The sequence below is a fragment of the Streptomyces sp. NPDC048441 genome, from assembly GCF_043200235.1.
Classification (GTDB): Bacteria; Actinomycetota; Actinomycetes; order Streptomycetales; family Streptomycetaceae; genus Streptomyces.
In genome coordinates this window covers 318,835-341,698 of the sequence record NZ_JBICXM010000003.1, presented here as the reverse complement: position 1 = coordinate 341,698, position 22,864 = coordinate 318,835, and the positions used below count along the sequence as shown (strand labels likewise).

At 69.8% G+C, this 22,864-nt stretch carries 20 protein-coding genes; 6 read left to right on the top strand and 14 right to left on the bottom strand.

Features of this window, described 5'->3' with window-relative positions:
- Positions 1 to 10: 10 nt before the first annotated feature.
- A complete protein-coding gene (locus ACGFSB_RS09510; protein ID WP_393396451.1) occupies positions 11 to 991 on the bottom strand; it encodes an alpha-ketoacid dehydrogenase subunit beta in 981 nt (326 codons plus the stop codon).
- Positions 992 to 993: 2 nt separating this feature from the next.
- Positions 994 to 2,175 carry a pyruvate dehydrogenase (acetyl-transferring) E1 component subunit alpha gene (gene pdhA / locus ACGFSB_RS09505; RefSeq protein WP_393396449.1) on the bottom strand — a complete coding sequence of 394 codons (1,182 nt, stop codon included), beginning with the start codon at positions 2,173 to 2,175 and terminating at the stop codon, positions 994 to 996.
- A 382-nt stretch (positions 2,176 to 2,557) separates the two neighbouring features.
- Here pdhA (ACGFSB_RS09505) and ACGFSB_RS09500 point away from each other — a divergent pair, with 382 nt between their 5' ends.
- The 3 genes from ACGFSB_RS09500 (at position 2,558) to ACGFSB_RS09490 (ending at position 4,781) form a co-directional block, all read left to right on the top strand.
- Positions 2,558 to 3,217 carry a response regulator gene (locus tag ACGFSB_RS09500; protein WP_393396447.1) on the top strand — a complete coding sequence of 220 codons (660 nt, stop codon included), beginning with the start codon at positions 2,558 to 2,560 and terminating at the stop codon, positions 3,215 to 3,217.
- A 63-nt stretch (positions 3,218 to 3,280) separates the two neighbouring features.
- Complete coding sequence (locus ACGFSB_RS09495) at positions 3,281 to 4,237, top strand: zinc-binding alcohol dehydrogenase family protein (RefSeq protein WP_393396445.1); 957 nt, start codon at positions 3,281 to 3,283, stop codon at positions 4,235 to 4,237.
- A 73-nt stretch (positions 4,238 to 4,310) separates the two neighbouring features.
- Positions 4,311 to 4,781 (top strand): pyridoxamine 5'-phosphate oxidase family protein, encoded by a 471-nt coding sequence (locus ACGFSB_RS09490; protein WP_393396443.1) that lies wholly within the window; start codon positions 4,311 to 4,313, stop codon positions 4,779 to 4,781.
- A 121-nt stretch (positions 4,782 to 4,902) separates the two neighbouring features.
- Here ACGFSB_RS09490 and ACGFSB_RS09485 read toward each other — a convergent pair whose 3' ends face one another.
- The gene (locus ACGFSB_RS09485; RefSeq protein ID WP_393396441.1) at positions 4,903 to 6,474 is read right to left on the bottom strand and encodes a protein kinase; all 1,572 of its coding nucleotides are present in this window, start codon (positions 6,472 to 6,474) and stop codon (positions 4,903 to 4,905) included.
- A gap of 317 nt (positions 6,475 to 6,791) precedes the next feature.
- Here ACGFSB_RS09485 and ACGFSB_RS09480 point away from each other — a divergent pair, with 317 nt between their 5' ends.
- Positions 6,792 to 8,441 carry a protein kinase gene (locus tag ACGFSB_RS09480; RefSeq protein ID WP_393396439.1) on the top strand — a complete coding sequence of 550 codons (1,650 nt, stop codon included), beginning with the start codon at positions 6,792 to 6,794 and terminating at the stop codon, positions 8,439 to 8,441.
- A 191-nt stretch (positions 8,442 to 8,632) separates the two neighbouring features.
- Here the strand turns inward: ACGFSB_RS09480 and ACGFSB_RS09475 are convergent, their stop codons facing one another.
- The 9 genes from ACGFSB_RS09475 to pdhA (ACGFSB_RS09435) form a co-directional block, all read right to left on the bottom strand.
- Positions 8,633 to 9,175 carry a bacterial proteasome activator family protein gene (locus ACGFSB_RS09475; RefSeq protein ID WP_393396437.1) on the bottom strand — a complete coding sequence of 181 codons (543 nt, stop codon included), beginning with the start codon at positions 9,173 to 9,175 and terminating at the stop codon, positions 8,633 to 8,635.
- Between the two features lie 86 nt (positions 9,176 to 9,261).
- Positions 9,262 to 9,633: a hypothetical protein gene (locus ACGFSB_RS09470; protein WP_393396435.1), complete on the bottom strand. Its 372-nt coding sequence runs from the start codon at positions 9,631 to 9,633 to the stop codon at positions 9,262 to 9,264.
- Between the two features lie 237 nt (positions 9,634 to 9,870).
- Positions 9,871 to 10,848 carry an NAD(P)H-quinone oxidoreductase gene (locus ACGFSB_RS09465; protein ID WP_393396433.1) on the bottom strand — a complete coding sequence of 326 codons (978 nt, stop codon included), beginning with the start codon at positions 10,846 to 10,848 and terminating at the stop codon, positions 9,871 to 9,873.
- Between the two features lie 39 nt (positions 10,849 to 10,887).
- On the bottom strand, positions 10,888 to 12,000 hold the full coding sequence (locus ACGFSB_RS09460; RefSeq protein WP_393396431.1) for a potassium channel family protein: 1,113 nt from the start codon (positions 11,998 to 12,000) through the stop codon (positions 10,888 to 10,890).
- Positions 11,997 to 13,406 carry a molybdopterin molybdotransferase MoeA gene (locus tag ACGFSB_RS09455; protein ID WP_393396429.1) on the bottom strand — a complete coding sequence of 470 codons (1,410 nt, stop codon included), beginning with the start codon at positions 13,404 to 13,406 and terminating at the stop codon, positions 11,997 to 11,999. Before ACGFSB_RS09455 ends, ACGFSB_RS09460 begins: the two co-directional genes overlap by 4 nt.
- The gene (locus ACGFSB_RS09450) at positions 13,403 to 14,452 is read right to left on the bottom strand and encodes an NTP transferase domain-containing protein (RefSeq protein ID WP_393396428.1); all 1,050 of its coding nucleotides are present in this window, start codon (positions 14,450 to 14,452) and stop codon (positions 13,403 to 13,405) included. The genes ACGFSB_RS09455 and ACGFSB_RS09450 overlap by 4 nt, the downstream gene beginning before the upstream one ends.
- Positions 14,453 to 14,546: 94 nt before the next feature.
- The gene (locus ACGFSB_RS09445) at positions 14,547 to 15,923 is read right to left on the bottom strand and encodes a dihydrolipoamide acetyltransferase family protein (protein ID WP_393396426.1); all 1,377 of its coding nucleotides are present in this window, start codon (positions 15,921 to 15,923) and stop codon (positions 14,547 to 14,549) included.
- The gene (locus ACGFSB_RS09440; protein WP_393396424.1) at positions 15,923 to 16,951 is read right to left on the bottom strand and encodes an alpha-ketoacid dehydrogenase subunit beta; all 1,029 of its coding nucleotides are present in this window, start codon (positions 16,949 to 16,951) and stop codon (positions 15,923 to 15,925) included. Before ACGFSB_RS09440 ends, ACGFSB_RS09445 begins: the two co-directional genes overlap by 1 nt.
- Entirely contained in the window at positions 16,948 to 18,093 is a 1,146-nt protein-coding gene (gene pdhA, locus ACGFSB_RS09435; RefSeq protein WP_393396422.1) for a pyruvate dehydrogenase (acetyl-transferring) E1 component subunit alpha, read from the bottom strand. Before pdhA (ACGFSB_RS09435) ends, ACGFSB_RS09440 begins: the two co-directional genes overlap by 4 nt.
- Positions 18,094 to 18,382: 289 nt before the next feature.
- Here pdhA (ACGFSB_RS09435) and ACGFSB_RS09430 point away from each other — a divergent pair, with 289 nt between their 5' ends.
- Complete coding sequence (locus ACGFSB_RS09430) at positions 18,383 to 18,832, top strand: Lrp/AsnC family transcriptional regulator (protein WP_393397028.1); 450 nt, start codon at positions 18,383 to 18,385, stop codon at positions 18,830 to 18,832.
- A 30-nt stretch (positions 18,833 to 18,862) separates the two neighbouring features.
- Here the strand turns inward: ACGFSB_RS09430 and ACGFSB_RS09425 are convergent, their stop codons facing one another.
- A complete protein-coding gene (locus ACGFSB_RS09425) occupies positions 18,863 to 19,456 on the bottom strand; it encodes a TetR/AcrR family transcriptional regulator (protein ID WP_393396421.1) in 594 nt (197 codons plus the stop codon).
- Positions 19,453 to 20,967 (bottom strand): 3-hydroxyacyl-CoA dehydrogenase, encoded by a 1,515-nt coding sequence (locus tag ACGFSB_RS09420; RefSeq protein WP_393396419.1) that lies wholly within the window; start codon positions 20,965 to 20,967, stop codon positions 19,453 to 19,455. The genes ACGFSB_RS09425 and ACGFSB_RS09420 overlap by 4 nt, the downstream gene beginning before the upstream one ends.
- Positions 20,968 to 21,163: 196 nt before the next feature.
- Between ACGFSB_RS09420 and paaN the strand changes: the two genes are divergently transcribed.
- Positions 21,164 to 22,855: a phenylacetic acid degradation protein PaaN gene (paaN, locus tag ACGFSB_RS09415; RefSeq protein ID WP_393396418.1), complete on the top strand. Its 1,692-nt coding sequence runs from the start codon at positions 21,164 to 21,166 to the stop codon at positions 22,853 to 22,855.
- The last annotated feature ends 9 nt before the right edge of the window (positions 22,856 to 22,864 follow it).

The window sequence follows — 22,864 nt, the reverse complement described above, 5'->3', positions numbered from 1 at the left end:
GCCCCTCTCCTCAGTACGCAAGCGAGCGGTCGACAGTGTCGAGCACCCGGTCGAGGCCCGGCAGATACTCCTCTTCCAACCGCGCCGGCGGATACGGCACGTGGAAACCGCCGACCCGCAGCACGGGAGCTTCGAGGTGGTAGAAGCAGCGCTCGGTGATGCGCGCCGCGAGCTCCGCGCCCGTGCCCAGGAAGACCGGGGCCTCATGGACCACGACGAGCCGCCGGGTCTTCTCGACCGAGGCCTGCACGGTGTCGAAGTCCATCGGCGACATGGAGCGCATGTCCACCACTTCAAGGGACTTGCCCTCTTCAGCGGCGGCTGCCGCTGCCTCCAGACAGACCTTCACCATCGGGCCGTACGCGGCGAGCGTCAGGTCCGTGCCCTCGCGTGCGACGCGGGCCTTGTGCAGCGGACCCGGGATGGAGTCCGTGTCGACCTCGCTCTTGTCCCAGTAACGCCGCTTCGGTTCGAAGAAGATCACCGGGTCGTCGCTCTGGATGGCCTGCTGCATCATCCAGTAGGCGTCCGAGGAATTCGAGGGAGAGACCACCTTGAGGCCCGCGACGTGCGCGAACAGGGCCTCGGGGGACTCGCTGTGGTGCTCGACGGCGCCGATGCCGCCGCCGTACGGAATGCGGATGACGACCGGCATCTTGATCTTGCCGAGCGCGCGGGCGTGCATCTTCGCGAGCTGCGTGACGATCTGGTCGTACGCGGGGAAGACGAATCCGTCGAACTGGATCTCCACCACGGGCCGGTAGCCACGCAGCGCGAGCCCGATCGCCGTGCCCACGATGCCCGACTCGGCGAGCGGGGTGTCGATGACCCGGTCCTCGCCGAAGTCCTTCTGCAGCCCGTCCGTCACCCGGAAGACGCCGCCGAGCTTGCCGACGTCCTCGCCCATGATGAGGACCTTGGGGTCGGTGTCGAGCGCCGTACGCAGCGATTCGTTGATCGCCTTGGCAAGAGGAAGTTTCTGTACGCCCATGGTTACTTGCCCTCCCCGCCCTCAGCGAACGACGCCTGGTACGCGGCGAACTGCGCGCGCTCCTCGTCGACCAGCGCATGCCCGTCCGCATACGCGTTCTCGAAGATCGCCATCAGATCCGGATCCGGCATCGCCCGCACCACCTCTCGCACTCGCTTTCCCAACGCTTCGCTCTCCGCCTCGAGTTCCGCGAAAAATCCCTCATCAGCGTGACCTTCGGCCTCGAGGTGGGTGCGCAGGCGCAGGATCGGGTCCTTCGCCTCCCAGGCCTCGCGCTCGTCGTCGCTGCGGTACTTGGTCGGGTCGTCGGACGTGGTGTGCGCGCCCATGCGGTAGGTGAACGCCTCGATCAGCGCCGGGCCCTCGCCCGTACGCGCCCTCTCGAGAGCCCACTTGGTGACGGCGAGCACGGCGAGCACGTCGTTGCCGTCGACCCGCACACCCGGGAAGCCGAAGCCCTGTGCGCGCTGGTAGAGCGGCACCCGGGTCTGCTTCTCGGTGGGCTCGGAGATCGCCCACTGGTTGTTCTGGCAGAAGAACACGACAGGAGCGTTGTAGACCGCGGAGAAGGTGAAGGCCTCCGCGACGTCGCCCTGGCTCGATGCGCCGTCTCCGAAGTACGCGATCACGGCCGAGTCCGCGCCGTCCTTGGCCACGCCCATCGCATACCCGGTCGCGTGCAGGGTCTGCGAGCCGATGACGATCGTGTACAGGTGGAAGTTGTTGGTGTTCGGGTCCCAGCCGCCGTGGTTCACACCGCGGAACATGCCGAGCAGGTTGGCCGGGTCGACCCCGCGGCACCAGGCGACGCCGTGCTCGCGGTAGGTCGGGAAGACGTAGTCGTCCTCGCGCGTGGCACGGCCCGAGCCGATCTGGGCGGCCTCCTGGCCGAGCAGCGAAGCCCACAGGCCCAGCTCGCCCTGGCGTTGCAGGGAGGTGGCCTCGGCGTCGAAGCGGCGGGTGAGGACCATGTCGCGATACAGGGCGCGCAGTTCGTCGGCGGTGATGTCCGCGACGTACGCGTCGTACTCGGGATTCTTGACCCGCTTGCCCTCAGGCGTCAGCAGCTGGACAAGCTGCGGCTCCGTGCTCTTCTTGGGCGCGGCCTTCTTTGCGCTCGTGCGCTTGCCGCCGCTCGTAGTGCTGCGGCGCGGTGTGCGCGCGGCGGTGCTCTCCACGGTCACGTGTGCTCCTCCGTCGGTCCGGCCCCCGGGGGTTACCGGGTAGGCCAGTGCGGCTCGCCTGATCCGTGCCCGCGCACGGGGTGGGTGCGACTCGGCCGGGAACAGGCGTGACAGGTGCCCCGGCGAGCGCCCTGCACAATGCACGTTACCCAGTGCTCGCCAATTCTGTGAAACCCCATCTGACCTGCGAATTTGCTTGGATTTCCAAGTACCTGACTGCTTGGATTTCCGAGTAAATCGAGAAAGTCGGGAACACTTCCTGGTCACAGCACTGATCACAGCCTGGCAGGGGGCCGGAACACCGGCACGTTATCCCGGCCACCCCACGCACGGGAAGAGTTCAGCTCAGGCACTGGGAGAGATCGTGTGTGAGACTGACTCCGTGCGCGAAGACGGAAAAATTACGGTATTTCTCCTCGACGACCATGAAGTGGTGCGGCGAGGAGTCCATGAGCTGCTCTCCGTGGAATCCGACATCGAGGTCGTCGGCGAGGCCGGTACGGCGGCTGACGCCCTGGTCAGGATCCCGGCCACGCGCCCCGATGTGGCCGTGCTCGACGTGCGTCTTCCGGACGGCAGCGGCGTAGAGGTATGCCGTGAGATCCGTTCAGGTAATGAGGACATCAAATGCCTGATGCTCACCTCGTTCGCGGATGACGAGGCTCTCTTCGACGCGATCATGGCGGGCGCTTCCGGTTATGTCCTGAAGGCCATTCGCGGCAATGAACTGCTCTCCGCCGTACGTGACGTGGCGGCCGGAAAGTCCCTGCTCGACCCCGTTGCCACGGCCCGGGTCCTCGAGCGTCTGCGCGACGGCAACGCCCCCAAGGGCGACACCCGCATGGCCAGCCTCACCGACCAGGAGCGGAAGATCCTCGACCTGATCGGCGAGGGCCTGACGAACCGGGTGATCGGTGAGCGGCTGCACCTCGCCGAGAAGACGATCAAGAATTACGTCTCCAGTCTGCTCTCCAAACTGGGCATGGAGCGACGCTCGCAGGCAGCCGCGTATGTGGCACGTTTGCAGGCGGAGAAGCACTGAGCCACCGCAGAGCGGCCAGGGGTGCCAGGGGGCCAGGGGGGCCGTCAGGAAGGCGTTTCCCCCATGCGAGCTGTCGCGGTCAGGGCGTTCAAGGCCGAGCCCGAGCTGGTGGAAGTGCCGGATCCCGTACCGGGCCCTGGTGAAGTGCTCGTCAGGGTCGACTACGCCGCGCTGAACCCCTTCGACTGGCAGGCCGCCGACGGCCTCCTCGAAGGCAAAGCCCCGCACGTCTTTCCCCTGGTCATGGGCATGGACTTCGCAGGCCGGGTGGACGCGGTCGGCTCGGACGTCGAGCGCTTCCGGATCGGCGACCCCGTCTTCGGCCAGGCGTCCCGGCCTCCCGTGGGCACGGGCAGTTTCGCCGAGTACGTGACCATGCCGCAGGACTCCGTCATCTCCGCCGTGCCGCCCGGTCTCAGCATGGAGAACGCGGCCGTCCTGCCGACCGCCGGGATGACGGCGGCGCAGATCCTTCAGACCGCCGCGATCCGCGAGTGCGAGAGCCTCCTGGTCATCGGCGCCACGGGCGGCGTGGGCACCGTCCTCACCCAGCTCGCCGCAGCCCGTGACGTACGCGTTCTCGCGGCCGTACGCGGCGCGGAGAAGCACCGCATGGGCGCGCTCGGCGCCGCCGTCACCATCGACACCACCTCCGCCGACCTGGCGGCCGCGGTCCGCTTCGAGTACGCGGAGGGCGTCGACGCCCTGGTCGACCTGGTCTCCGCCGACCCCGAGTCCTTCGCGGCCGGCGCCGCCCTCGTCCGCGACGGCGGTGTCGCCCTCACCACCCGCTTCGCCGCCGACCCGGCGCAGACCTCGTCCTCGTCCCCGGACGGCGTCGAGGTCATCGACTTCGAGCTCGACGCCAGTTCCGAACTGCTCGACATCCTGGCCACGGCAGCCGCCAAGGGAGCCCTCGATCCCCTCATCGATGCCGAGGTCCCCTTGGAGAGGGCGCCACGAGCCATCGCCAAGAACCGGGCGGGCGGGGCGCGGGGCAAAACGGTGTTCGTGATCTGAGGGACTTACGTCCCGGTCCCCTAGGGGCGGGCTCCTCTTTCCGGGCCCCCTGCCCGTGCCAGAGGGTGGACTCATGCCCATCGACGAACAGGACGAACGGCTCGCCTTCGAACTGCTCGGCCGTACCGAATACGGCCGGGTGGCGACCAGTATGCGCGCGCTGCCCTTCCTCGCCGCCGCCCGTCACATCGTCGTGGACGGGCACATTCTGCTGCGGATGCACAAGGGATACGGCTACCACCAGGCCTGCATCGGCAGCGTCGTCGCCTACGGAGCGGACAATCTCAACGCCGCGAGCAAGGACACGGGACCGGGCGAGGGCACGGGCGCGGGCGCGGGACAGTGGATCGTGCAGTTCGTCGGCGTCTGCGAGGCCATCGAGCCGACCAACGCCGAGCTTGAACTCTTCGGCCCGGGTCCGCACTACGTGGACGGCGACCTCTACGACCCGGTCTATCTGCGCATAGAGCCGCAGCTGGCGACCGTGCATACGCTGCAGGGCGGCCGGAAGCGGCATCTTCAGGGCACCATGAGTGCACCGTGACCGCGCCATGACCACGTAGAACCAGCTACAACGCGACACGCGCGCGTGGAGCCCGGAAGGGCTCCACGCGCGCGTGCCGTTGGTTCCTGTCGCAGCTGAGTGCGCTGGTGCGCTACACGCTTCAGCCGCCCTCGTCGCCGCCGATCCCGCCGGCCGGGTCGCCGGTCACCGGCGGATCGTCCGTAGGGGTCGTGGGCGGATCGTCCGTCGGCTCCGTCGGGTCGTCCGTCGGCTCCGTGGGATCGTCCGTCGGCTCCGTCGTGTCTTCCGACGACTGGCTCTCGGTGGGCGAAGGCGTGTAGTCGGTGGTCGGCGGCGCCGACGGGGTGTAGTCGCCCTGACCTCCGGAGCCGTCGCCGGGCTGCGTGGCGTCGTCCGAGGTCTCATCCGACGGGCTCTTGCTCGGCTTCTTCGACTCCGACTGCTTGGTCGGCGCCTTCGTCGGGGCGTCCTTGTCCTTCGGCTTGTCGTCGCCCGACGTCAGCGCGAACGCGACACCCACGGCGATCGCGATGATCGCGAGCACGGCGAGGATCCACATCTTGCCGCGGCCGCCGCCCTTGCCGTTCCTGTCGTTGTAGCCGTCGAAGCCGCCGTCGTCGCCCGGCGGACGCAGCATCGGGCCGGGGATCTGCGCGGTGCCCGAGTCGCCCGGGTGCTGCATCGCGGTGGTACCCGCGACGCCCATCGCCGGGGTGCTGCCGCCCTGGTGCATCCCCGCGACGTCGACGGGTCCGGTGTTCCAGGTCCCGGTGTGGCTGCCCTGCTCGTGCAGCATCTGCAGGCCGTACTGGACGAGACCGCGCATCTCCTCGGCGGTCTGGAACCGGTCGTCCGGGTCCTTGGCAAGCGAACGCATCACCAGGCCGTCCAGCTCCGGCGGTGCCGCGTCCGAGGTCTCGGACGGCGGCACGGGGATGTCCTGGACGTGCTGGTAGACCACGGAGAGCGGCGTCTCACCGGTGAACGGGGGCCGCAGCGCGAGGAGTTCGTAGAGCAGACAGCCGGTCGCGTACAGGTCGGAGCGGTGGTCGACGGCCTTGCCGAGCGCCTGCTCCGGGGAGAGGTACTGGGGCGTGCCCATGACCATGCCGGTCTGCGTCATCGTCGACTGCGCGCCGTGCAGCGCACGGGCGATGCCGAAGTCCATGACCTTGACCGCGCCGGTGTTGGTGATGATCACGTTCGCGGGCTTGATGTCGCGGTGCACGATGCCGTGCTGGTGCGAGTACGCGAGCGCTTCGAGCACTCCGGAGACGATGATCAGGGCCTGCTCGGGGCCCGGCGCCTCCGCGTTGAGGAGCAGATCGCGGATCGTCCGGCCCTCGACGATCTCCATGACGATGTACGGGACGATGCTCGGCCCGACCGCGTCCTCGCCGGAGTCGTAGACCGCCACCACCGCGTGGTGGTTGAGTCCCGCGACCGACTGGGCCTCGCGTGTGAAGCGGGCCTTGGAGACCGGGTCCTCGGCGAGGTCGGAACGGAGCAGTTTGACGGCGACCGTACGACCGAGACGTACGTCCTCGGCCGCGAACACCTCTGCCATGCCGCCCCGGCCGAGTCTGTAGGTCAGTCGATATCGACCATCCCCGACAAGGCCGCCATTACCCCACAACTCCGGCGCATCCGACATACCGCCGCCAGTCGCCTCGGGGTCGGACGGGCCCTGAGCGCGCTGCGTCTGTGCCATCAGTCCTCGCCGTCGTTTCTGGTCGTGGTGCTTGGTGGTACTCGTCGTGGTGCTTGGTGGTACTAGGGGAGCCCCGCCGGGCCACGCTACAGCCTTCGCGCGGCGCGCCGGTTCGAGGTGGACCGGACATCAAACCCTCCGGGGGCCGTCGCGCGCAAACTTGTAACGCTTCCGAGACGCTTCTTGCGCGTACGGTCACGGAACGGGCATCGAGCTTGACGTGTCACTGCCCTCGGGCAGACTTGGCCAGGAATAGCGGGAATCGATCAGCGATCGCGGAGCCGTCCGGCACACCGCGCCGATGGGGGACGCACGACATGAGCAGCCAGGACGGCGCACAGGGACGGTATGCGGGGCGCTCGCTGGCCGGTGGCCGGTACCAGCTGCGCGATCTTCTCGGTGAAGGCGGCATGGCCTCCGTTCACCTGGCGTACGACTCCGTACTCGACCGTCAAGTCGCGATCAAGACGCTTCACAGCGAACTCGGCCGCGAGCAATCCTTCCGCGAGCGCTTCCGTCGCGAGGCCCAGTCGGTGGCCAAGCTCACGCACACGAACATCGTCTCGGTCTTCGACACCGGCGAGGACGATCTCGACGGCACGACGATGCCGTACATCGTCATGGAGTACGTGGAGGGCAAGCCGCTCGGCTCCGTGCTCGACGCGTCCGTCGCCCAGTTCGGCGCGATGCCGAGCGACCAGGCGCTGAAGATCACCGCGGATGTCCTGGCGGCGCTCGAGATCAGCCACGAGATGGGTCTGGTCCACCGCGACATCAAGCCGGGCAACGTGATGATGACGAAGCGCAACGTCGTCAAGGTCATGGACTTCGGCATCGCCCGCGCCATGCAGTCCGGCGTCACCTCCATGACGCAGACCGGCATGGTCGTCGGCACCCCCCAGTACCTCTCCCCGGAGCAGGCCCTCGGCCGCGGCGTCGACGCCAGGTCCGACCTCTATTCCGTCGGCATCATGCTGTTCCAGCTGACCACCGGGCGGCTGCCCTTCGAGGCGGACTCACCGCTGGCCATCGCGTATGCGCACGTCCAGGAGGAGCCGGTCGCTCCGTCCTCGATCAACCGCTCGCTGCCGCCGGCCGTCGACGCGATCGTCGCCCGCGCGCTCAAGAAGAACCCGAACGAGCGTTTCCCGACCGCCGAGTCGATGCGCGACGAGTGCCTGCGCGTGGCCCAGTCCTTCCAGGCCGCCGCCCCGAGCATCGTGCCGGGCGCACAGACGACGAGCGGCGCGGGCGTCGGTGCCTCGGTCTTCCCGCCGGTCGACTCCTCGCTGCCGCAGCAGGGCGGCGTCCAGACGCCGTACCAGCCGGGTCCTTACGGCCCTGCCACCCCGGCCCCGGCCCCCGTGACCCCGGGCTACGGCTATCCGCAGCAGGGTGGCTACCAGACCCCGGCGCCCACGAACGCGTACGCCCCGCAGGCCTCGCAGACCCCGCCGCCGTACACGCTCTCGCCGCAGCCCGGACAGACCGCGGCCCACGGTCAGGGCGGCGGATCCGGCTCGGGCGGCGGCAAGCGGAACATGCCGGTGATCGTCGGCTCGATCGTCGTCGCACTGCTCGCCATCGGCGGTCTGATCACGGCGATGTCGCTGAACGGTGGCGACGACGAGGGCGGCAAGAGCGCCAAGGACAAGAAGTCGAACGCGCCGGTTGCGGGGTATCGAGGCCCCGACCGGAGCAACACGATGGAAACCACGGACTGCACCGAGCCCGAAACGGCGTACAACGACGAGAACAAGATCAAGGTCCCTGACTTCACGTTCAGGGACTGGAAGTCCGTGCAGAAGTGCCTCCAGGCGGCCGGCTGGCAGTCGGACGAGAGGGACGTCGACGAGAACACCTACGGGAAGGACACCGTCATGCGGCAGTCCCCGAAGGAGGGTTCCGACGTCGACCCGGACGACGTGGACATCCAGTTCGACATCTCCACGGGCAATCCGGCCTGATCGACCGCAGTACCTGACACACGCGAAGGGCCCGGTCACGAGTGACCGGGCCCTTCGCGCTGCGCTCTTCACATGTCAGGCGACCGCTCAGAGATTCAGAGGCTCAGAGATTCAGCGGCTCAGAGATTCAGAGGCTCAGAGGTTCAGAGGTTCAGAGGTTCAGAGGTTCAGAGGCTCGGAAGCTCGGAAGCTCACAGGTAAGGCCCTCCGGTCCGCCCAGCGATGCCGCCGTCCTCGTCCTCCTCGCCGCCGCCCGCACCGGGCGGCAACGCGCGCCGCATCGATTCGAGCTGCGCCCGCGCCGCCATCTGCTGCGCGAAGAGTGTCGTCTGGATCCCGTGGAAGAGCCCCTCGAGCCAGCCCACCAGCTGGGCCTGCGCGATGCGCAGTTCGGCGTCGCTGGGCACTCCGTCGTCGGTGAAGGGGAGGGAGAGACGCTCGAGCTCCTCGACGAGCTCGGGGGCGAGACCGTCCTCGAGCTCCTTGACGGAACTCGCGTGGATCTCCTTGAGCCGCACCCGGCTCGCCTCGTCGAGAGGTGCCGCGCGCACCTCCTCGAGCAACTGCTTGATCATGCTGCCGATGCGCATGACCTTTGCCGGCTGTTCGACCATCTCCGTCACCGGGACCTCGCGGGAGTCGTCGTCTCCGCCGCCGCCAAGCGCCATTCCGTCCTGGCCCACGACCAGGACCTGGGGGCTCTCCGGCGACCTTTCGTTCCTCGGCATTTCCATGCAGCCATTCTCTCGCACCCGTACATCACACATCGGTGGTGCCCCCAATTGCGCCTGATCCACCGTGTACGAGGGCGCCTGCCGTGTCAGCCGCCGCGCAACCGTACGGCGAAGAAGCCGAGGCCGAGACCGACGAGGACCAGTCCGCTGCCCAGCGGCAGCACACTCAGGCCGGGGACGGCGGGCCCGGCGGCGGTGCGCTGGATCGGCTTCGATGCCGCTTCCTGCCTCGGTGTCGGCACCGGCACCGGCTTATGGGCGGGCACGGACACGGGAGGGGGCGGTGGTGGCAGTGGGTCCGCACGCCCCGGCCGGGCACGTCCTTCGCCGGAGGCACTTCCGGCGCGGGTCTCGCTGGGGGAGGGGTCGGCGGCGTACGAGAGAGACGCGGATGAGATGACGGGTGAGACGGCCAGGAGCACCATCAGAACCAACAAGGGGCGAAGCCATGAAGTCATCGCACTGGCCCCCTCCCGTCACCGGGTTGCCAAGATGAAGAGAGATAACTGAAGCTGCATAAAGCGTCACACAGCTACGTAACTCCGGCATCTCGGCGTCCCGTCAGGGACACGGGGAACTGCTCGGCGTCCCGTCAGGAGCGCGGGGAACTGCTCGGCGTCCCGTCAGGGGCGCGGGGAACTGCGCGCTCAGCCCCCACCGGGCCGCAGGTCGAGCACAGTGTTCCAACAGCCCGCTCAGCGAACGAGCAGCACCTTCCCGATGTGCGCACTCTCTTCCAGCACGCGATGCGCGGCCGCCGCGTCCCTCATCGGCACCGTACGGTCGACAATCGGCCGCACATGCCCCGCACCGATCAGCGGCCACACATGCTCCCGCACCGCCGCGACGATCGACGCCTTCTCCCCGGCGGGACGCCCCCGCAGCGAGGTCGCCGTGACGGCGGCCCGCTTGGTCAGGAGCGTGGCGATGTTCAGCTCGCCCTTGACGCCGCCCTGCATACCGATGATCGCGAGTCGGCCGCTCGTCGCGAGGGACTGCACATTCCGGTCCAGGTACTTGGCGCCCATGTTGTCGAGGATGACATCCGCGCCCGCGCCGTCCGTGGCCTTCTTGATCTCCTCGACGAAGTCCTGCTCGCGGTAGTTGATGAGGATGTCCGCGCCGAGCTCCCGGCAGAAGTCGAGCTTCTCGTTGCTGCCCGCCGTGACCGCGACCTTGGCGCCGACGGCCTTCGCCAGCTGGATCGCCATGGTGCCGATGCCGCTCGATCCGCCGTGCACGAGGAACGTCTCGCCGGGGCGGAGGTGCGAAATCATGAAGACGTTGGACCAGACCGTGGAGGTCACCTCGGGCAGTCCGGCCGCCGTGACGAGGTCGACGCCGTCGGGCACGGGCAGCAGCTGACCGGCGGGGACGACGACCTGCTCGGCGTATCCACCGCCGGCGAGCAGCGCGCACACCTCGTCGCCGATCTCCCAGCCGGATACGCCCGCGCCGATGTCCGTGACGCGGCCCGAGCACTCGAGTCCCGGGTAGGGGGACGAGCCGGGCGGGGGGTTGTAGAAGCCCTGGCGCTGGAGCAGGTCGGCGCGGTTCACGGCGCTGGCCGCGACCTCGACCAGGACCTCGCCATCACCGGGTACGGGATCGGGGACCTCCGCCCATACGAGCGCTTCGGGGCCGCCGGCTTCGGGGATCGTGATCGCATACATGCGGGCGAGGCTACTCCCTGCGGATTCCAGCCGGTTCGACTACGTGCGGAGACCACCGCGCGGCGGGTTCGAGCGGGCGTCGGGCGCCATCGGTGACGTCGCCGTCGCCCGCACGATGGTGATGAGACGGTCCATCAACTGCAGCTTTCCGACGGCAGGATCGTCGTAGCCGAGCACCCGATGACCGCGTACGACACTGACCACCAGGTCGTCCGTCTCCCGGACGCCGAGCCCCACCTCGGCCTTTATCACCGGCCGCTCGACGAGATCGAGCCCGCTGCCCTGCTGGATCAGATCCTCCATGACCATGCCCGCGCTGGGGCTGAGCACGGAGAGGCCGAGCAGCCGTCCCGCCGCGCTGGCGCTGGTGATCACCGCGTCGGCGCCGGACTGCCGGAGCAGCGGGGCGTTCTCCTCCTCGCGCACCGCGGCCACGATCTTCGCCCCGCGGTTCATCTGCCGGGCGGTCAGCGTGACCAGGACCGCGGTGTCGTCGCGCTGGGTCGCGATGATGATCTGCCGGGCGCGCTGCACCTCGGCACGGAGCAGCACGTCGCTGCGCGTCGCGTCGCCGATGACGCCCGCGTAGCCCTCCGCTGTGGCGGCGTCGACGACCTTCGCGCTCGGGTCGACGACCACGATCTGCTCGGGCTTCAGACCGGTCGCGCAGACGGTCTGGATCGCGGATCGGCCCTTCGTGCCGAAGCCGACGACGACGGTGTGTTCACGCAAGTTGGACCTCCAGCGGTTCAGACGCCATTCCTCGCGCGTCCGCTCCGTGAGTACTTCAAGGGTGGTACCGACCAGGATGATCAGGAAGAGCACGCGCAGCGGCGTGATCAGGAGGATGTTGCAGAGCCGGGCGCTGTCGCTGTACGGGACGATGTCGCCGTAGCCGGTGGTCGAGAGCGTGACGGTGGAGTAGTAGGCGGCGTCGAGGAAGTCGAGCCCGTTGTCCGAGTTGTCGTGGTAGCCGTCACGGTCGATCCAGACGATGAAGGTCGTCAGGGCCAGCACGGCGAGTGCCATGAGCAACCGCCTGCCGACCTGCACCAAGGGCCGCTCGACGACCCGTCGGGGCAGCTTGATCCGGTGGGTCACGAGGTGTTCGTCGGGGTTGCGGGCGATCGCGTCGTGGCCGGGAAGTTTCACGTGAAACACTCCCCGACCGCGTCTGTGGGGGTGCCCGTGACTGTGGGGGTGCCTGTAACTGTGGGGGTGCCCGCTTCCGGCAGGGCAGCGGCCCAGGGGAGGTCGAGGACTTCCAGCTCCTGGCCCTGCCGTGCGCCGCCCGGCGGGACGACCACGAGGCTGTCGGCCACCGCGATCCCGCGCAGCATCGCCGGGCCGTTGTAGCGCAGCGGCACCGCGTGATCGGCGCGGAGGGTGACGGGGACGAGGCGGGTGTCGTGCGGATGCCCGTGCACGTCCTCGCTCACAGCAGCGGTGTACGTCGACGGGGCCGGGCGCCCGGAGAGCGTACGCAGCAGGGGTTCGGCCAGGGTCAGCAGGCCGGAGACGGCTGCGAGCGGATTGCCGGGCAAGCCTACGAGGTGCCGGCCGGGCCGGATTCGGGCGAGCAGCATGGGGTGCCCGGGGCGCACGGCGACGCCGTCCACGAGGAGTTCGGCGCCGATGCGGCGCAGGATGGGGTGGACGTGGTCGACGGGGCCGGATGCGGTACCGCCGGTGGTGACGATGAGGTCGGCGGCGGAGGTGGTGATCGCCTTGTGCAACGCCTCGGCATCATCACCGAGCCTGCGTACGGCGATGACTTCCGCGCCGAGCGAGCGAAGCCAGGGCGGCAGCATAGGCCCGAGGGCGTCGCGGATGAGGCCCTCGTGGGGGAGCCCCTCGGTCAGCAACTCGTCGCCCAGGATCAGGACTTCGACGCGGGGCCGGGGGACGACGGACAACTGGTCGTATCCGGCGGCGGCGGCGAGTCCGAGCAGCGCGGGCGTCACCACTCCACCGGCCGGCAGGAGTTGATCCCCGGAGCGGCATTCCTGGCCGCGCGGCCGGATGTCCTGCCCCTGCGTGACGTCACGCTGGGGGTGCAGCCGCCCCTTGTCGTCGGTGAGGCCGTGCTCGCTGCGGATGACGGCGGTGGCATCCCGCGGAATGCGCGCCCCGGTGGCGATGCGCACAGCCTCCCCGTCCCCGAGCGCGGGGGCCCGCCCTTCCCCGGCCAGAATCCCGTCCCCCTGAACATCCTGGACATCCCAGGGCCCGGGTCCCGCGACGACCCAGCCGTCCATGGCGGAGGTGTCGAAGGAGGGGAGATCGGTGAGTGCGGTGAGGGGCGCTGCGAGGACAAGACCGAGGGCTTGATCCAGCGGGACGGTGGCGGCGGGAGCGGGCCGGGGGGCGCGGGCCGCGGTGGTGCGGGCCCCGGGCCAGGGGGTGGCGTCGCGGTGCTTGGCCTGGCCCTGACCGGCGGCGGGTGATGCCGTGGGCGGTGTCCTCGGCGCGGGCGCGGGCGCACGGCCCTGACGATCCTCGTTCACCAACGCGAGCGCCTCATCCACGTCGGCATCCGAAGCATGTGGCCCGCTCATCCCGCGTCGTCCGGCCGCACACCGGGCTCGGCACCTGACGCCGGGTCGGGGGTGGAATCCGGTGCCACCCCAGGCATCGGCTCAGGCGCCGTCTCAGGCACCGCCCCCGGTTTCCCGGCCGGTTTCGGGCCCGGCTCCGGTTTCCCGGCCGGTTTCGGGCCCGGCTCCGCCGGGGGGCCGCCTTCCTCCGCCCACCGCGTGGCCAGCGCCGCCGCCTTGCGGGCCGCGTCGGCCACCGCTTCCGGCCCGCCGCCCGCTGCCGCCTGCGCCGCCGCGTACCCCACCAGGAAGGTGGTCAGCGGAGCCGCGGGCCTGGCCACGCCGTGCGCGGCGTCGCGGGCGAGGTCGAGCAGGACGCCGGTGTCGACGTCGAGCTCGATGCCCAGTTCGTCCTTGACTGCGGAAATCCATTCATCCAACACGTGCCCATGCTCCCTGATACGCGCCCTGGCGGCCGCGATGTCGTCCCAGGTGTCGCAGTCGAAGGACGCGACAGGGTCGGCGACCCGGGTGAGTTCGAGCCGCGCGGTGAGCAACCGCAACGGAAGCCCCGTCACACCATCGTGCTCGGCGGACAGGAGCCCGATCTCACGCCGCAGCGACGCACTCCGGTAGGCCGCGACCAGCGGCTGATCCCGTCCGCCGGGGTCCGTGAGCACCGCGCCGTCCGCATCGCTCTCCCGCAGCGCGGCAAGGAGGCGCAGGACCGTCGGCTCCCCCAGGAACGGCAGATCGGCGGAGAGCACCACGACAAGATCCGCCCCGGCACACCGCAGCCCCGCGTCGAGCGCGGCGAGCGGCCCCGACCCGGCGGGCTCCTCGCGCGCCCACACCACGGGGCGCGCGGCGGGACGAGGCGCGGCCACGACGATGGTCACCCCCGCGCCGGAGCACGCGCCGAGCACCCGGTCGAGCAGTGCCCGGCCGCCCACCCGCACACCGGGCTTGTCCGCCCCGCCGAGCCGCCTGGCTCCGCCACCGGCGAGCACCACAGCGTCGTACGGGGCGACGGAGGCGTCGTCACTCGGAGCCCTCTGCGCGGTCATCCCCCGAGTATGGGCGTACGAAGGATCAATGCCACCCCTCTGTACAGGGAGTCACACCACCGCGCGGTGACTCACTCCGCTGCCCCTATGGCTGTCACACCGCCCGCAGCAACACCGCGGGCTGCTCGACGCAGTCCGCCACGAATCGCAGGAACCCGCCCGCCGTGCCGCCGTCGCACACCCGGTGGTCGAAGGTGAGCGAGAGCTGCACGACCTGCCGCACCGCCAACTCCCCTTGGTGCACCCATGGCTTCGGCACGATGCGGCCGACGCCGAGCATGGCCGCCTCGGGATGATTGATGATCGGCGTGGAGCCGTCGACCCCGAACACCCCGTAGTTGTTCAACGTGAACGTGCCGCCCGTCAGTTCCCCCGGCGTCAGTTTCCCGTCCCGCGCGGCCTCCGTCAGCCGGATCAGCTCCGCGTTGACCGAATCCGTCGTCCGCGCCTGGACGCCCCGCACCACGGGGACGACAAGACCCCGGTCGGTCTGGGCGGCGAAGCCGAGATGGACATCGGCGAGCCGCACCACCTCACGCGCCTCCATGTCCACCCTGGAGTTGAGCATCGGGTAGCGGGCAAGGGCGGCCACACTGATGCGGGCGAACAGCGCAAGGAGCGAGACCTTCTGCCCGTCTCCCTCTCCCCCCTTCGCGGCGGCATTCATCGCGGCACGTGCCGCGAGCAGTTCCGTCGCGTCGGCGTCGACCCAGCAGGTGGCCTCCGGTATCTCGCGCCTGCTGCAGGCCATCTTGTCCGCGACGAGGCCCCGGATACCGGTCAGCGGATACCTGACCTCGGCCCCCGCCCCCGCCGCCGCCCCCGCCCCCGCCGTCGCCGTGACCGCGTGCGCGAGCGTCCGCTCGGCCGCGATGGCGGCCTCCACGTCGACCCGTGTGATCAGCCCGTCCGGGCCCGTACCCGCCAACTCCCGAAGCTCCACACCGTTCTCACGGGCCAGCTTGCGTACGAGGGGCGAGATCACCGGAATCGGGCCGTCCGGGCGCGGAGGGCTCGGCAAGGGCGGAAGGGTGGGAAGCGTCGGAACAGGCTGTGCGGGCGCCGACCCCTGCGGGGCAGACCCCGTCGACCGCACCCTCCTGCGCCGCGCGGGCGCCGCAGCCGTGCCGTACCCGACCAGGACATTGCCCGAGGACTCCTCAGCGGCAGCCGCCTGCAGAGCCCTCTCCGCAGGTTCCTCGGGAGCCGGAGCCCCCACAGCCACCGTCAACAGAGCCGCCCCCACCGGCAGTTCCGCCCCCTCCTCACCGAAGCGGGCCGTCACCACGCCCCCGTACGGGCAGGGCACCTCCACCATCGCCTTGGCCGTCTCCACCTCGACGACGGGCTGATCCACGGCGACGACATCGCCGACCTGCACGAGCCAGCGGACGATCTCCGCCTCCGTGAGCCCCTCGCCGAGATCGGGCAGCTTGAACTCGAGGCTGTTCACATTCAGACCGGGAGCCATCAGTTCTCCGCCTCCCACTGCAGCCGCGCGACCGCGTCCAGAATCCGGTCGACGCCCGGCAGATGGTGCTTCTCCAGCATCGGCGGCGGATACGGGATGTCGAACCCGGCGACCCTCAGCACCGGCGCCTCCAGGTGGTGGAAACAGCGCTCGGTGACGCGAGCGGCGATCTCACCGCCGGGGCCGCCGAACCCGCCCGACTCGTGCACGACGACCGCGCGCCCGGTCCGCCGCACGGAAGCGGCCACCGTCTCGTCGTCGAAGGGCACGAGGGAACGCAGATCGACCACTTCGAGGTCCCAGCCCTCGGCGACCGCGGCCTCCGCCGCCTCCAGACAGACGGGCACGGACGGCCCATAGGTGAGGAGCGTGGCGCTGCGTCCGGTGCGCCGCACCACTGCCCGGCCTATGGGTTCAACGGCCTGCGGCGCTTCCGGGTTCCAGTCCGCCTTGGACCAGTACAGGCGCTTGGGCTCCAGGAAGACGACCGGGTCGTCGGACGCGATGGCGGCCCGCAGGAGCCCATAGGCGTCGGCGACCGTGGCGGGCGTGACGACATGGAGTCCCGGAGTCGCCATGTAGTACGCCTCGGAGGAGTCGCTGTGGTGCTCGACGCCCCCGATGCCGCCCCCGTAGGGCACGCGCACCGTGATGGGCAGCGGCATCGCACCCCGCGTGCGGTTCCGCATCCGTGCCACATGGGAGATCAGCTGCTCGAAGGCGGGATAGGCGAACGCGTCGAACTGCATCTCGACGACGGGCCTGAGCCCGTACATCGCCATCCCGACGGCCGTCCCCAGGATGCCCGCCTCGGCGAGCGGGGTGTCCGTACAGCGGTCCTCGCCGAACTCCTTGGTGAGTCCGTCGGTGACCCGGAAGACCCCGCCGAGCGCTCCGACGTCCTCGCCGAGGACATGCACCGTCGGGTCGTCGGCCAGGGAGTCACGCAGCGCGCGCCCGAGCGCCTGCGCCATGGTGGCCGGTTTGGCGGCCTTCTTGATGGCCCGTTCGGCCGCGACCGTGCTCATCGCGCGCTCTCCTTGCCGTCCTCGTCCGACGCCTCGAGCTCAGCCCTCAACTGCGCGGCCTGCTCACGCAGTTGGGTGGTCTGCTCGGCGTACACATGGGTGAAGAGGTCCATGGGGTTCAGTTCAGGGTCCTGGTTCATCCGTTCACGCAGGTCGGCTGCCATGGCCTCGGCGTCGTCGCGGGCCACCCGCATCCCGTCCTCGTCGAGGAGTCCGCGCTCCGTAAGCTCCCGCTCCAGGAGCAGGATCGGGTCGTGTGCGCGCCAGGCCTCGACCTCGGCGTCCCCGCGGTAGCGCGTGGCGTCATCGGCGTTCGTATGGGCTTCCATGCGGTACGTGACCGCTTCGACGAGCGTGGGACCGCCACCCCCGCGCGCGCGGGACACCGCCTCGCTCAGTACCTCGTGCACCGCCGCCGCGTCGTTGCCGTCGACCAGGCGTCCCGGCATTCCGTACCCGACGGCCTTGTGGGCCAGGGATGGAGCGGCCGTCTGCTTGTCGAGCGGCACGGAGATCGCGAAGCCGTTGTTCTGCACCAGGAAGACGACGGGAGCCTGCCAGACGGCCGCGAAGTTCAGCGCCTCGTGGAAGTCGCCCTCGCTGGTGCCGCCGTCGCCGACCATGGCGAGCGCGACCACGTCATCGCCCTTCAGACGGGCGGCGTGCGCGAGACCCACGGCGTGCGGGAGCTGGGTCGCCAGGGGGGTACTCAGGGGCGCCACGCGGTGCTCGCGGGGGTCGTACCCGGTGTGCCAGTCGCCGCGCAGCAGGGTCAGCGCCTGGACGGGGTCGAGGCCCCTGGCGACCGCTGCGAGCGTGTCCCGGTAGCTGGGGAAGAGCCAGTCGCGCTCCTCCAGGACGAGCGCGGCGGCCACCTCACAGGCCTCCTGGCCGGTGCTCGACGGGTAGACGGCGAGCCTGCCCTGCTTCGTCAGGGCGGTCGCCTGCGTGTTGTACCGCCGTCCGCGCACCAGCTGGGCGTACAGCCGGCCCAGGAGCTTCTCGTCGGCCTGATCGGCGGCTTCCGTGCCCAGGACGCGGTAAGGCTCCGCGTCGGGCAGCAGCGGTGCGGGGTCGGTCCTCAGCTGCCATGCGGGCGGCGGGGTGGGCCGGTAGACGCCCCGCTGTTCCATGACCGTCATGTCGGCACCTCCAGGTGGAAGCGATCTCCTCATGGGAGCGGCAAAAGAGGCGCGGCAATGTGAGGCGCCTCACCTACCGATTGTTCGGTCGTCGGCACATTTTGGCTACAGGCACCTCCAGGCTGTGGACAAACGGTTCTCCACAGCCTGGGATGGATGCAGTACGTCCATGGTAGGGAGGCGGGGGGACATGGCATCTGAACGAATGGCCGACGGGCATGACGGTGATCGTCAGGAAAGCCGGTCCGGTGATCGCCAGGAAAGCTGGTCCGGCGACCGGCAGGAGGGTATGCCCCGCCCGCTGGACTCGATCGACCGCGACATCCTTCAGATCCTGCACACGGACGGTCGCGCGTCGATACGGTCCGTGGCCGAGCGCGTCCATGTGTCACGCGCCAACGCGTACGCGCGCATCAACCGCCTCATCGACGACGGAGTGATTCGCGGATTCGGCGCCAGGATCAACCATGAAAGGGCAGGCCAGGGCGCATCCGCGTACATCACGCTCAAGATCGTCCAGAACACCTGGCGCACGGTCCGCGAACATCTGCGCACGCTGCCCGGCGCCTCGCATATCGCGCTGGTCAGCGGGGACTTCGACGTACTGCTCCTGGTGCACACGCCGGACAACCGCGCACTGCGCGAGCTGGTCCTCACCCGCCTGCAATCCATCCCCGAGGTGCTCAGCACGCGTACGTTGCTGGTCTTCGAGGAGGACGACCTGGATCCGGACCGCTGACCTCCCGGCCAGTCGGGTGGCCCGGCCTGCTCAGCTGCTGTTGCGCAGCCCCGCGAAGGCCAGCTGGACGACGGCGTCCGCGACTTCCTCGCCCGACACCGCGCCACGGGCTTCCGGCCGGTACCACTCCACAATGGAGTTGATCATCCCGAAGAGCAGCCGGGTGGCGAGGCGCAGCTCGAGGTCCGAGCGCAGGTCGCCGTCCGCGACGGCCTCCTTGAGCAGATCGGCTACTTGCTGGTCGAACTCCCTGCGCCGCTCCATGGCCCACCGCTCGGTGTCCGTGTTGCCGCGCACGCGCAGCAGCAACGTCACATAGGGCAGTTCGGCGACAAGCACCTGGACGGTGCGTCGTGTGACGTGCTCAAGGCGCTGCACAGCCGTGCCCACGCGCGCGTGCTCCTCGGCGAGGATCCCGAAGAGCCCGTCGAGCGCCCGGCTCACCGCGCGGCGCAGCAGTTCCTCCTTGCCCGAGACGTGGTGGTAGATCGAGGACTTGGAGATTCCGGCGGCCTTGGAGAGGTGCTCCATGGACGTGCCGTCGTAGCCACGGTCGTTGAAGATCCGAACCGCCACCGTCAGGAGAGTCTCCGGGGTGTACGTGTCGCGCCTGCTGGTGGTCATGAGTGGTCCTCTCGCGCTGCCGCTCGGCGCAGCGCCTGGGACGGCGCGTAGCGGCCGGTGGGGTACTCCAGGTGCAGGCTCTCCAGGGTGTCGAGGACCCAGCTCGCGCCGAGCTCCTCGCCCCACGCGAGCGGTCCGCGCGGGTAGTTCACGCCGAGGCGCATCGCTGTGTCGACGTCCTCCATGTCGGCGACACCGCGCGCGACCGCGTCCTGGGCGAAGTCGACGAGCATCGCGACGGTACGGGCGACGATCATCCCCGGGACGTCGGCGATGACGCTGACCTGCTTGCCCAGCGCCTGAAAGAGGCCCACAGCCTCGTGGAGCTGCTCCTCGCCCACCTTCACGCCGGGCGCCAGGGCGATCCTGGTCGCGGACCTGTAGTCGAGCGCGAGATCGAAGTGGATCACCGGCGCCTCGGCGTCGTCCGCGGCGGCACCGTCGGCAAGGAAGAGCCGCACCCCGCTGGGGAGTTCGATCCAGCCGGGGTAGTCGGGGTCGATGGGCTCCTCGTGCGCGACCTCGATCCCGGCGCCGCCGATCAGCTCGGCCAGGGCCTGCGCCTGGAACAGCTCCCCGTGCACCGCGACGGACGCAGGGGCCGGTGCGGGCGCCGCCGTGTGCGCCTTCGCGAGAGGGGCGTCGTCCCCGTAGGCGTACCAGCCCTGCCCGGACTTGCGGCCGAGGCGGCGTGATTCGACAAGGCGGCGCTGGGCGAGCGAGGGCGTGAACTTGGGGTCCTGGAAGAAGGAATCCCACACGGAGCGGGTGACGGCCTCGTTCACGTCCTGGCCGATGAGGTCGGTGAGTTCGAAGGGGCCCATTTTGAAGCCGCCGCATTCGCGAAGGACGGCATCGATGGTGGCCGGGTCGGCGGCCCGCTCCTCGTGGAGGCGCAGCGCCTCGGCGTAGAAGGGGCGGGCGACGCGGTTGACGATGAAGCCGGGGGTGTCCGCGCTGCGCACCGGGGTCTTGCCCCAGTTCCGTGCTGTCTTCTGCGCGCGCGTGGCCGCCGTTTCGTCCGTCGCGGAGCCGCTGACGACCTCGACGAGGGGGAGGAGCGGCGCGGGGTTGAAGAAGTGCAGGCCGACGAAGCGGCCGGGCTTCTTGAGGGTGCCCGCGATAGCGGTGACGGAGAGGGAGGACGTGTTGGTGGCGAGGAGACAGTCCTCGGAGACGATCTCTTCCAGCTCTTCGAAGAGCCGCTGTTTGACAGCCAGTTGTTCAAGGATCGCCTCGATGACGAGCCCGCACCCGGCGAGCTCGGCAAGGGTCTCGACCGGTAGGAGGCGGCCCCCCGCGGCGGCCCGGTCGTCAGCGGTGATCCGGCCCTTCTCGACGAGCCGGTCGAGGCGGGCGGCGATCGTGGCGGCAGCGGTCTTCGCCTGGCCCTCCACGGCGTCGTACAGCCGCACCGGGTGGCCCGCGAGCAGGGCGACCTGGGCGATGCCCTGCCCCATGGTGCCGGTGCCGACCACGGCAACGGGGCTGCTGAGCTCGAGTGCTGTCATGCTCGCGATCCTCCCGCACGAGGTGTCCGCCGGAGGGTGCGGGGGTGCCCGGCGAGAAGTTGTCCACAGGTTCGGCGGACCCCCTTGTCCCGACCGATCGTTCGGTTACTCTAGCCCTGTCTGTCTGTTTCTGCCCACTGCCCTGCCCAGCTCGCCGGCTCGATGGAGAGCCGGCTCGACGAGGAGTTGGTCCGATATGGCCGCCGAACTCACCGCGCACCAGCTGATCGCCAAGCACCGGCCCACACTCGACCAAGCGCTGGAGACGATCCGCTCGCGCGCGTACTGGTCGCCGCACCCCGAGCACCCCAAGGCCTATGGAGAGAACGGCAGCCTGAGCCTGCCCGAGGGCAAAGCCGCCTTCGACGCACTCCTGGGCAGCCGCTTCGAGCTCGATCAGCCGGGCACGGACGACTGGACGGGCGCGGAAGTCTCTCCGTACGGGCCCGAGTTGGGCATCACGTACCCCCACCCGGACATCGACACGCTGCTGCCCGCGATGCGCGCCGGAATGCGCGCCTGGCGCGACGCGGGCGCGGAAGTGCGCGCGATGGTCTCCCTGGAGATCCTGTCGCGCATCAGCGCACGCACGCACGAGCTGGCGCACGCGGTCATGCACACCAGTGGCCAGGCCTTCATGATGGCCTTCCAGGCGGGCGGCCCGCATGCCCAGGACCGCGGCCTCGAAGCGGTGGCGTATGCGTACGTGGAGCAGGCGCGCACCCCTGACGCCGCCGAGTGGTCCAAGCCCCAGGGCAAGCGCGACCCGATCGCGATGGACAAGCGGTTCACGCCCGTGGGGCGCGGCATCGCGCTCCTGATCGGCTGCAACACGTTCCCGACGTGGAACGGCTATCCGGGCCTTTTCGCCTCCCTGGCCACCGGCAACCCGGTCCTGGTCAAGCCCCACCCGCGCGCGGTGCTGCCGCTCGCGCTGACCGTGCGCATCGCGCGCGAGGTCCTCGCCGAAGCGGGCTTCGACCCGAACCTGGTCTGTCTGGCCGCCGAACGACCGGGCGAAGGCATCGCCAAGACCCTCGCCGTCCGCCCCGAGATCAAGATCATCGACTACACGGGATCGACAGCCTTCGGTGACTGGCTGGAGACCAACGCCCTCCAGGCGCAGGTCTACACGGAGAAGGCGGGCGTCAACACCGTCGTCGTCGACTCGACGGACAACTACAAGGGAATGCTGTCCAACCTGGCCTTCTCCCTGTCCCTGTACAGCGGCCAGATGTGCACGACCCCGCAGAACCTGCTGATCCCGCGCGACGGCATCGCGACGGACGCCGGAGCCAAGTCGTACGACGACGTGGTGTCCGACCTCGCCGCTTCGGTGAACGGCCTGCTCGGCGACGACGCCCGTGCGAACGGCATCCTCGGCGCCCTGGTCAACCCGGACGTGAAGACCCGCCTGGAGGCCGCGGCCGGTCTCGGCGAAGTGGCCCTGCCCTCACGGGAGATCACCAATCCGGAGTTCCCGGACGCCGTGGTCCGCACCCCGGTGATCGTCAAGCTGGACGGCGCGAAGCCGGACGCCGAGGCGGTCTATCTGAACGAGTGCTTCGGCCCCGTCTCCTTCGCCGTCGCGGTCGACTCCTCCGCGGACGCCGTGGAGTTGCTGCGCCGCACGGTGCGCGACAAGGGCGCGATGACGGTCGGCGCGTACACCACGTCGGACGAGGTGTCCGACGCCGTGGAGGAGACCTGCCTGGAGGAGTGCGCCCAGCTCTCCTTGAACCTCACGGGCGGTGTCTATGTGAACCAGACAGCGGCGTTCTCGGACTTCCACGGCTCGGGCGGCAACCCGGCGGCGAACGCCGCCCTGTGCGACGGCGCGTTCGTGGCCAACCGCTTCCGTGTGGTGGAGATCCGCAGGGACGCCTGACGCCCGGCG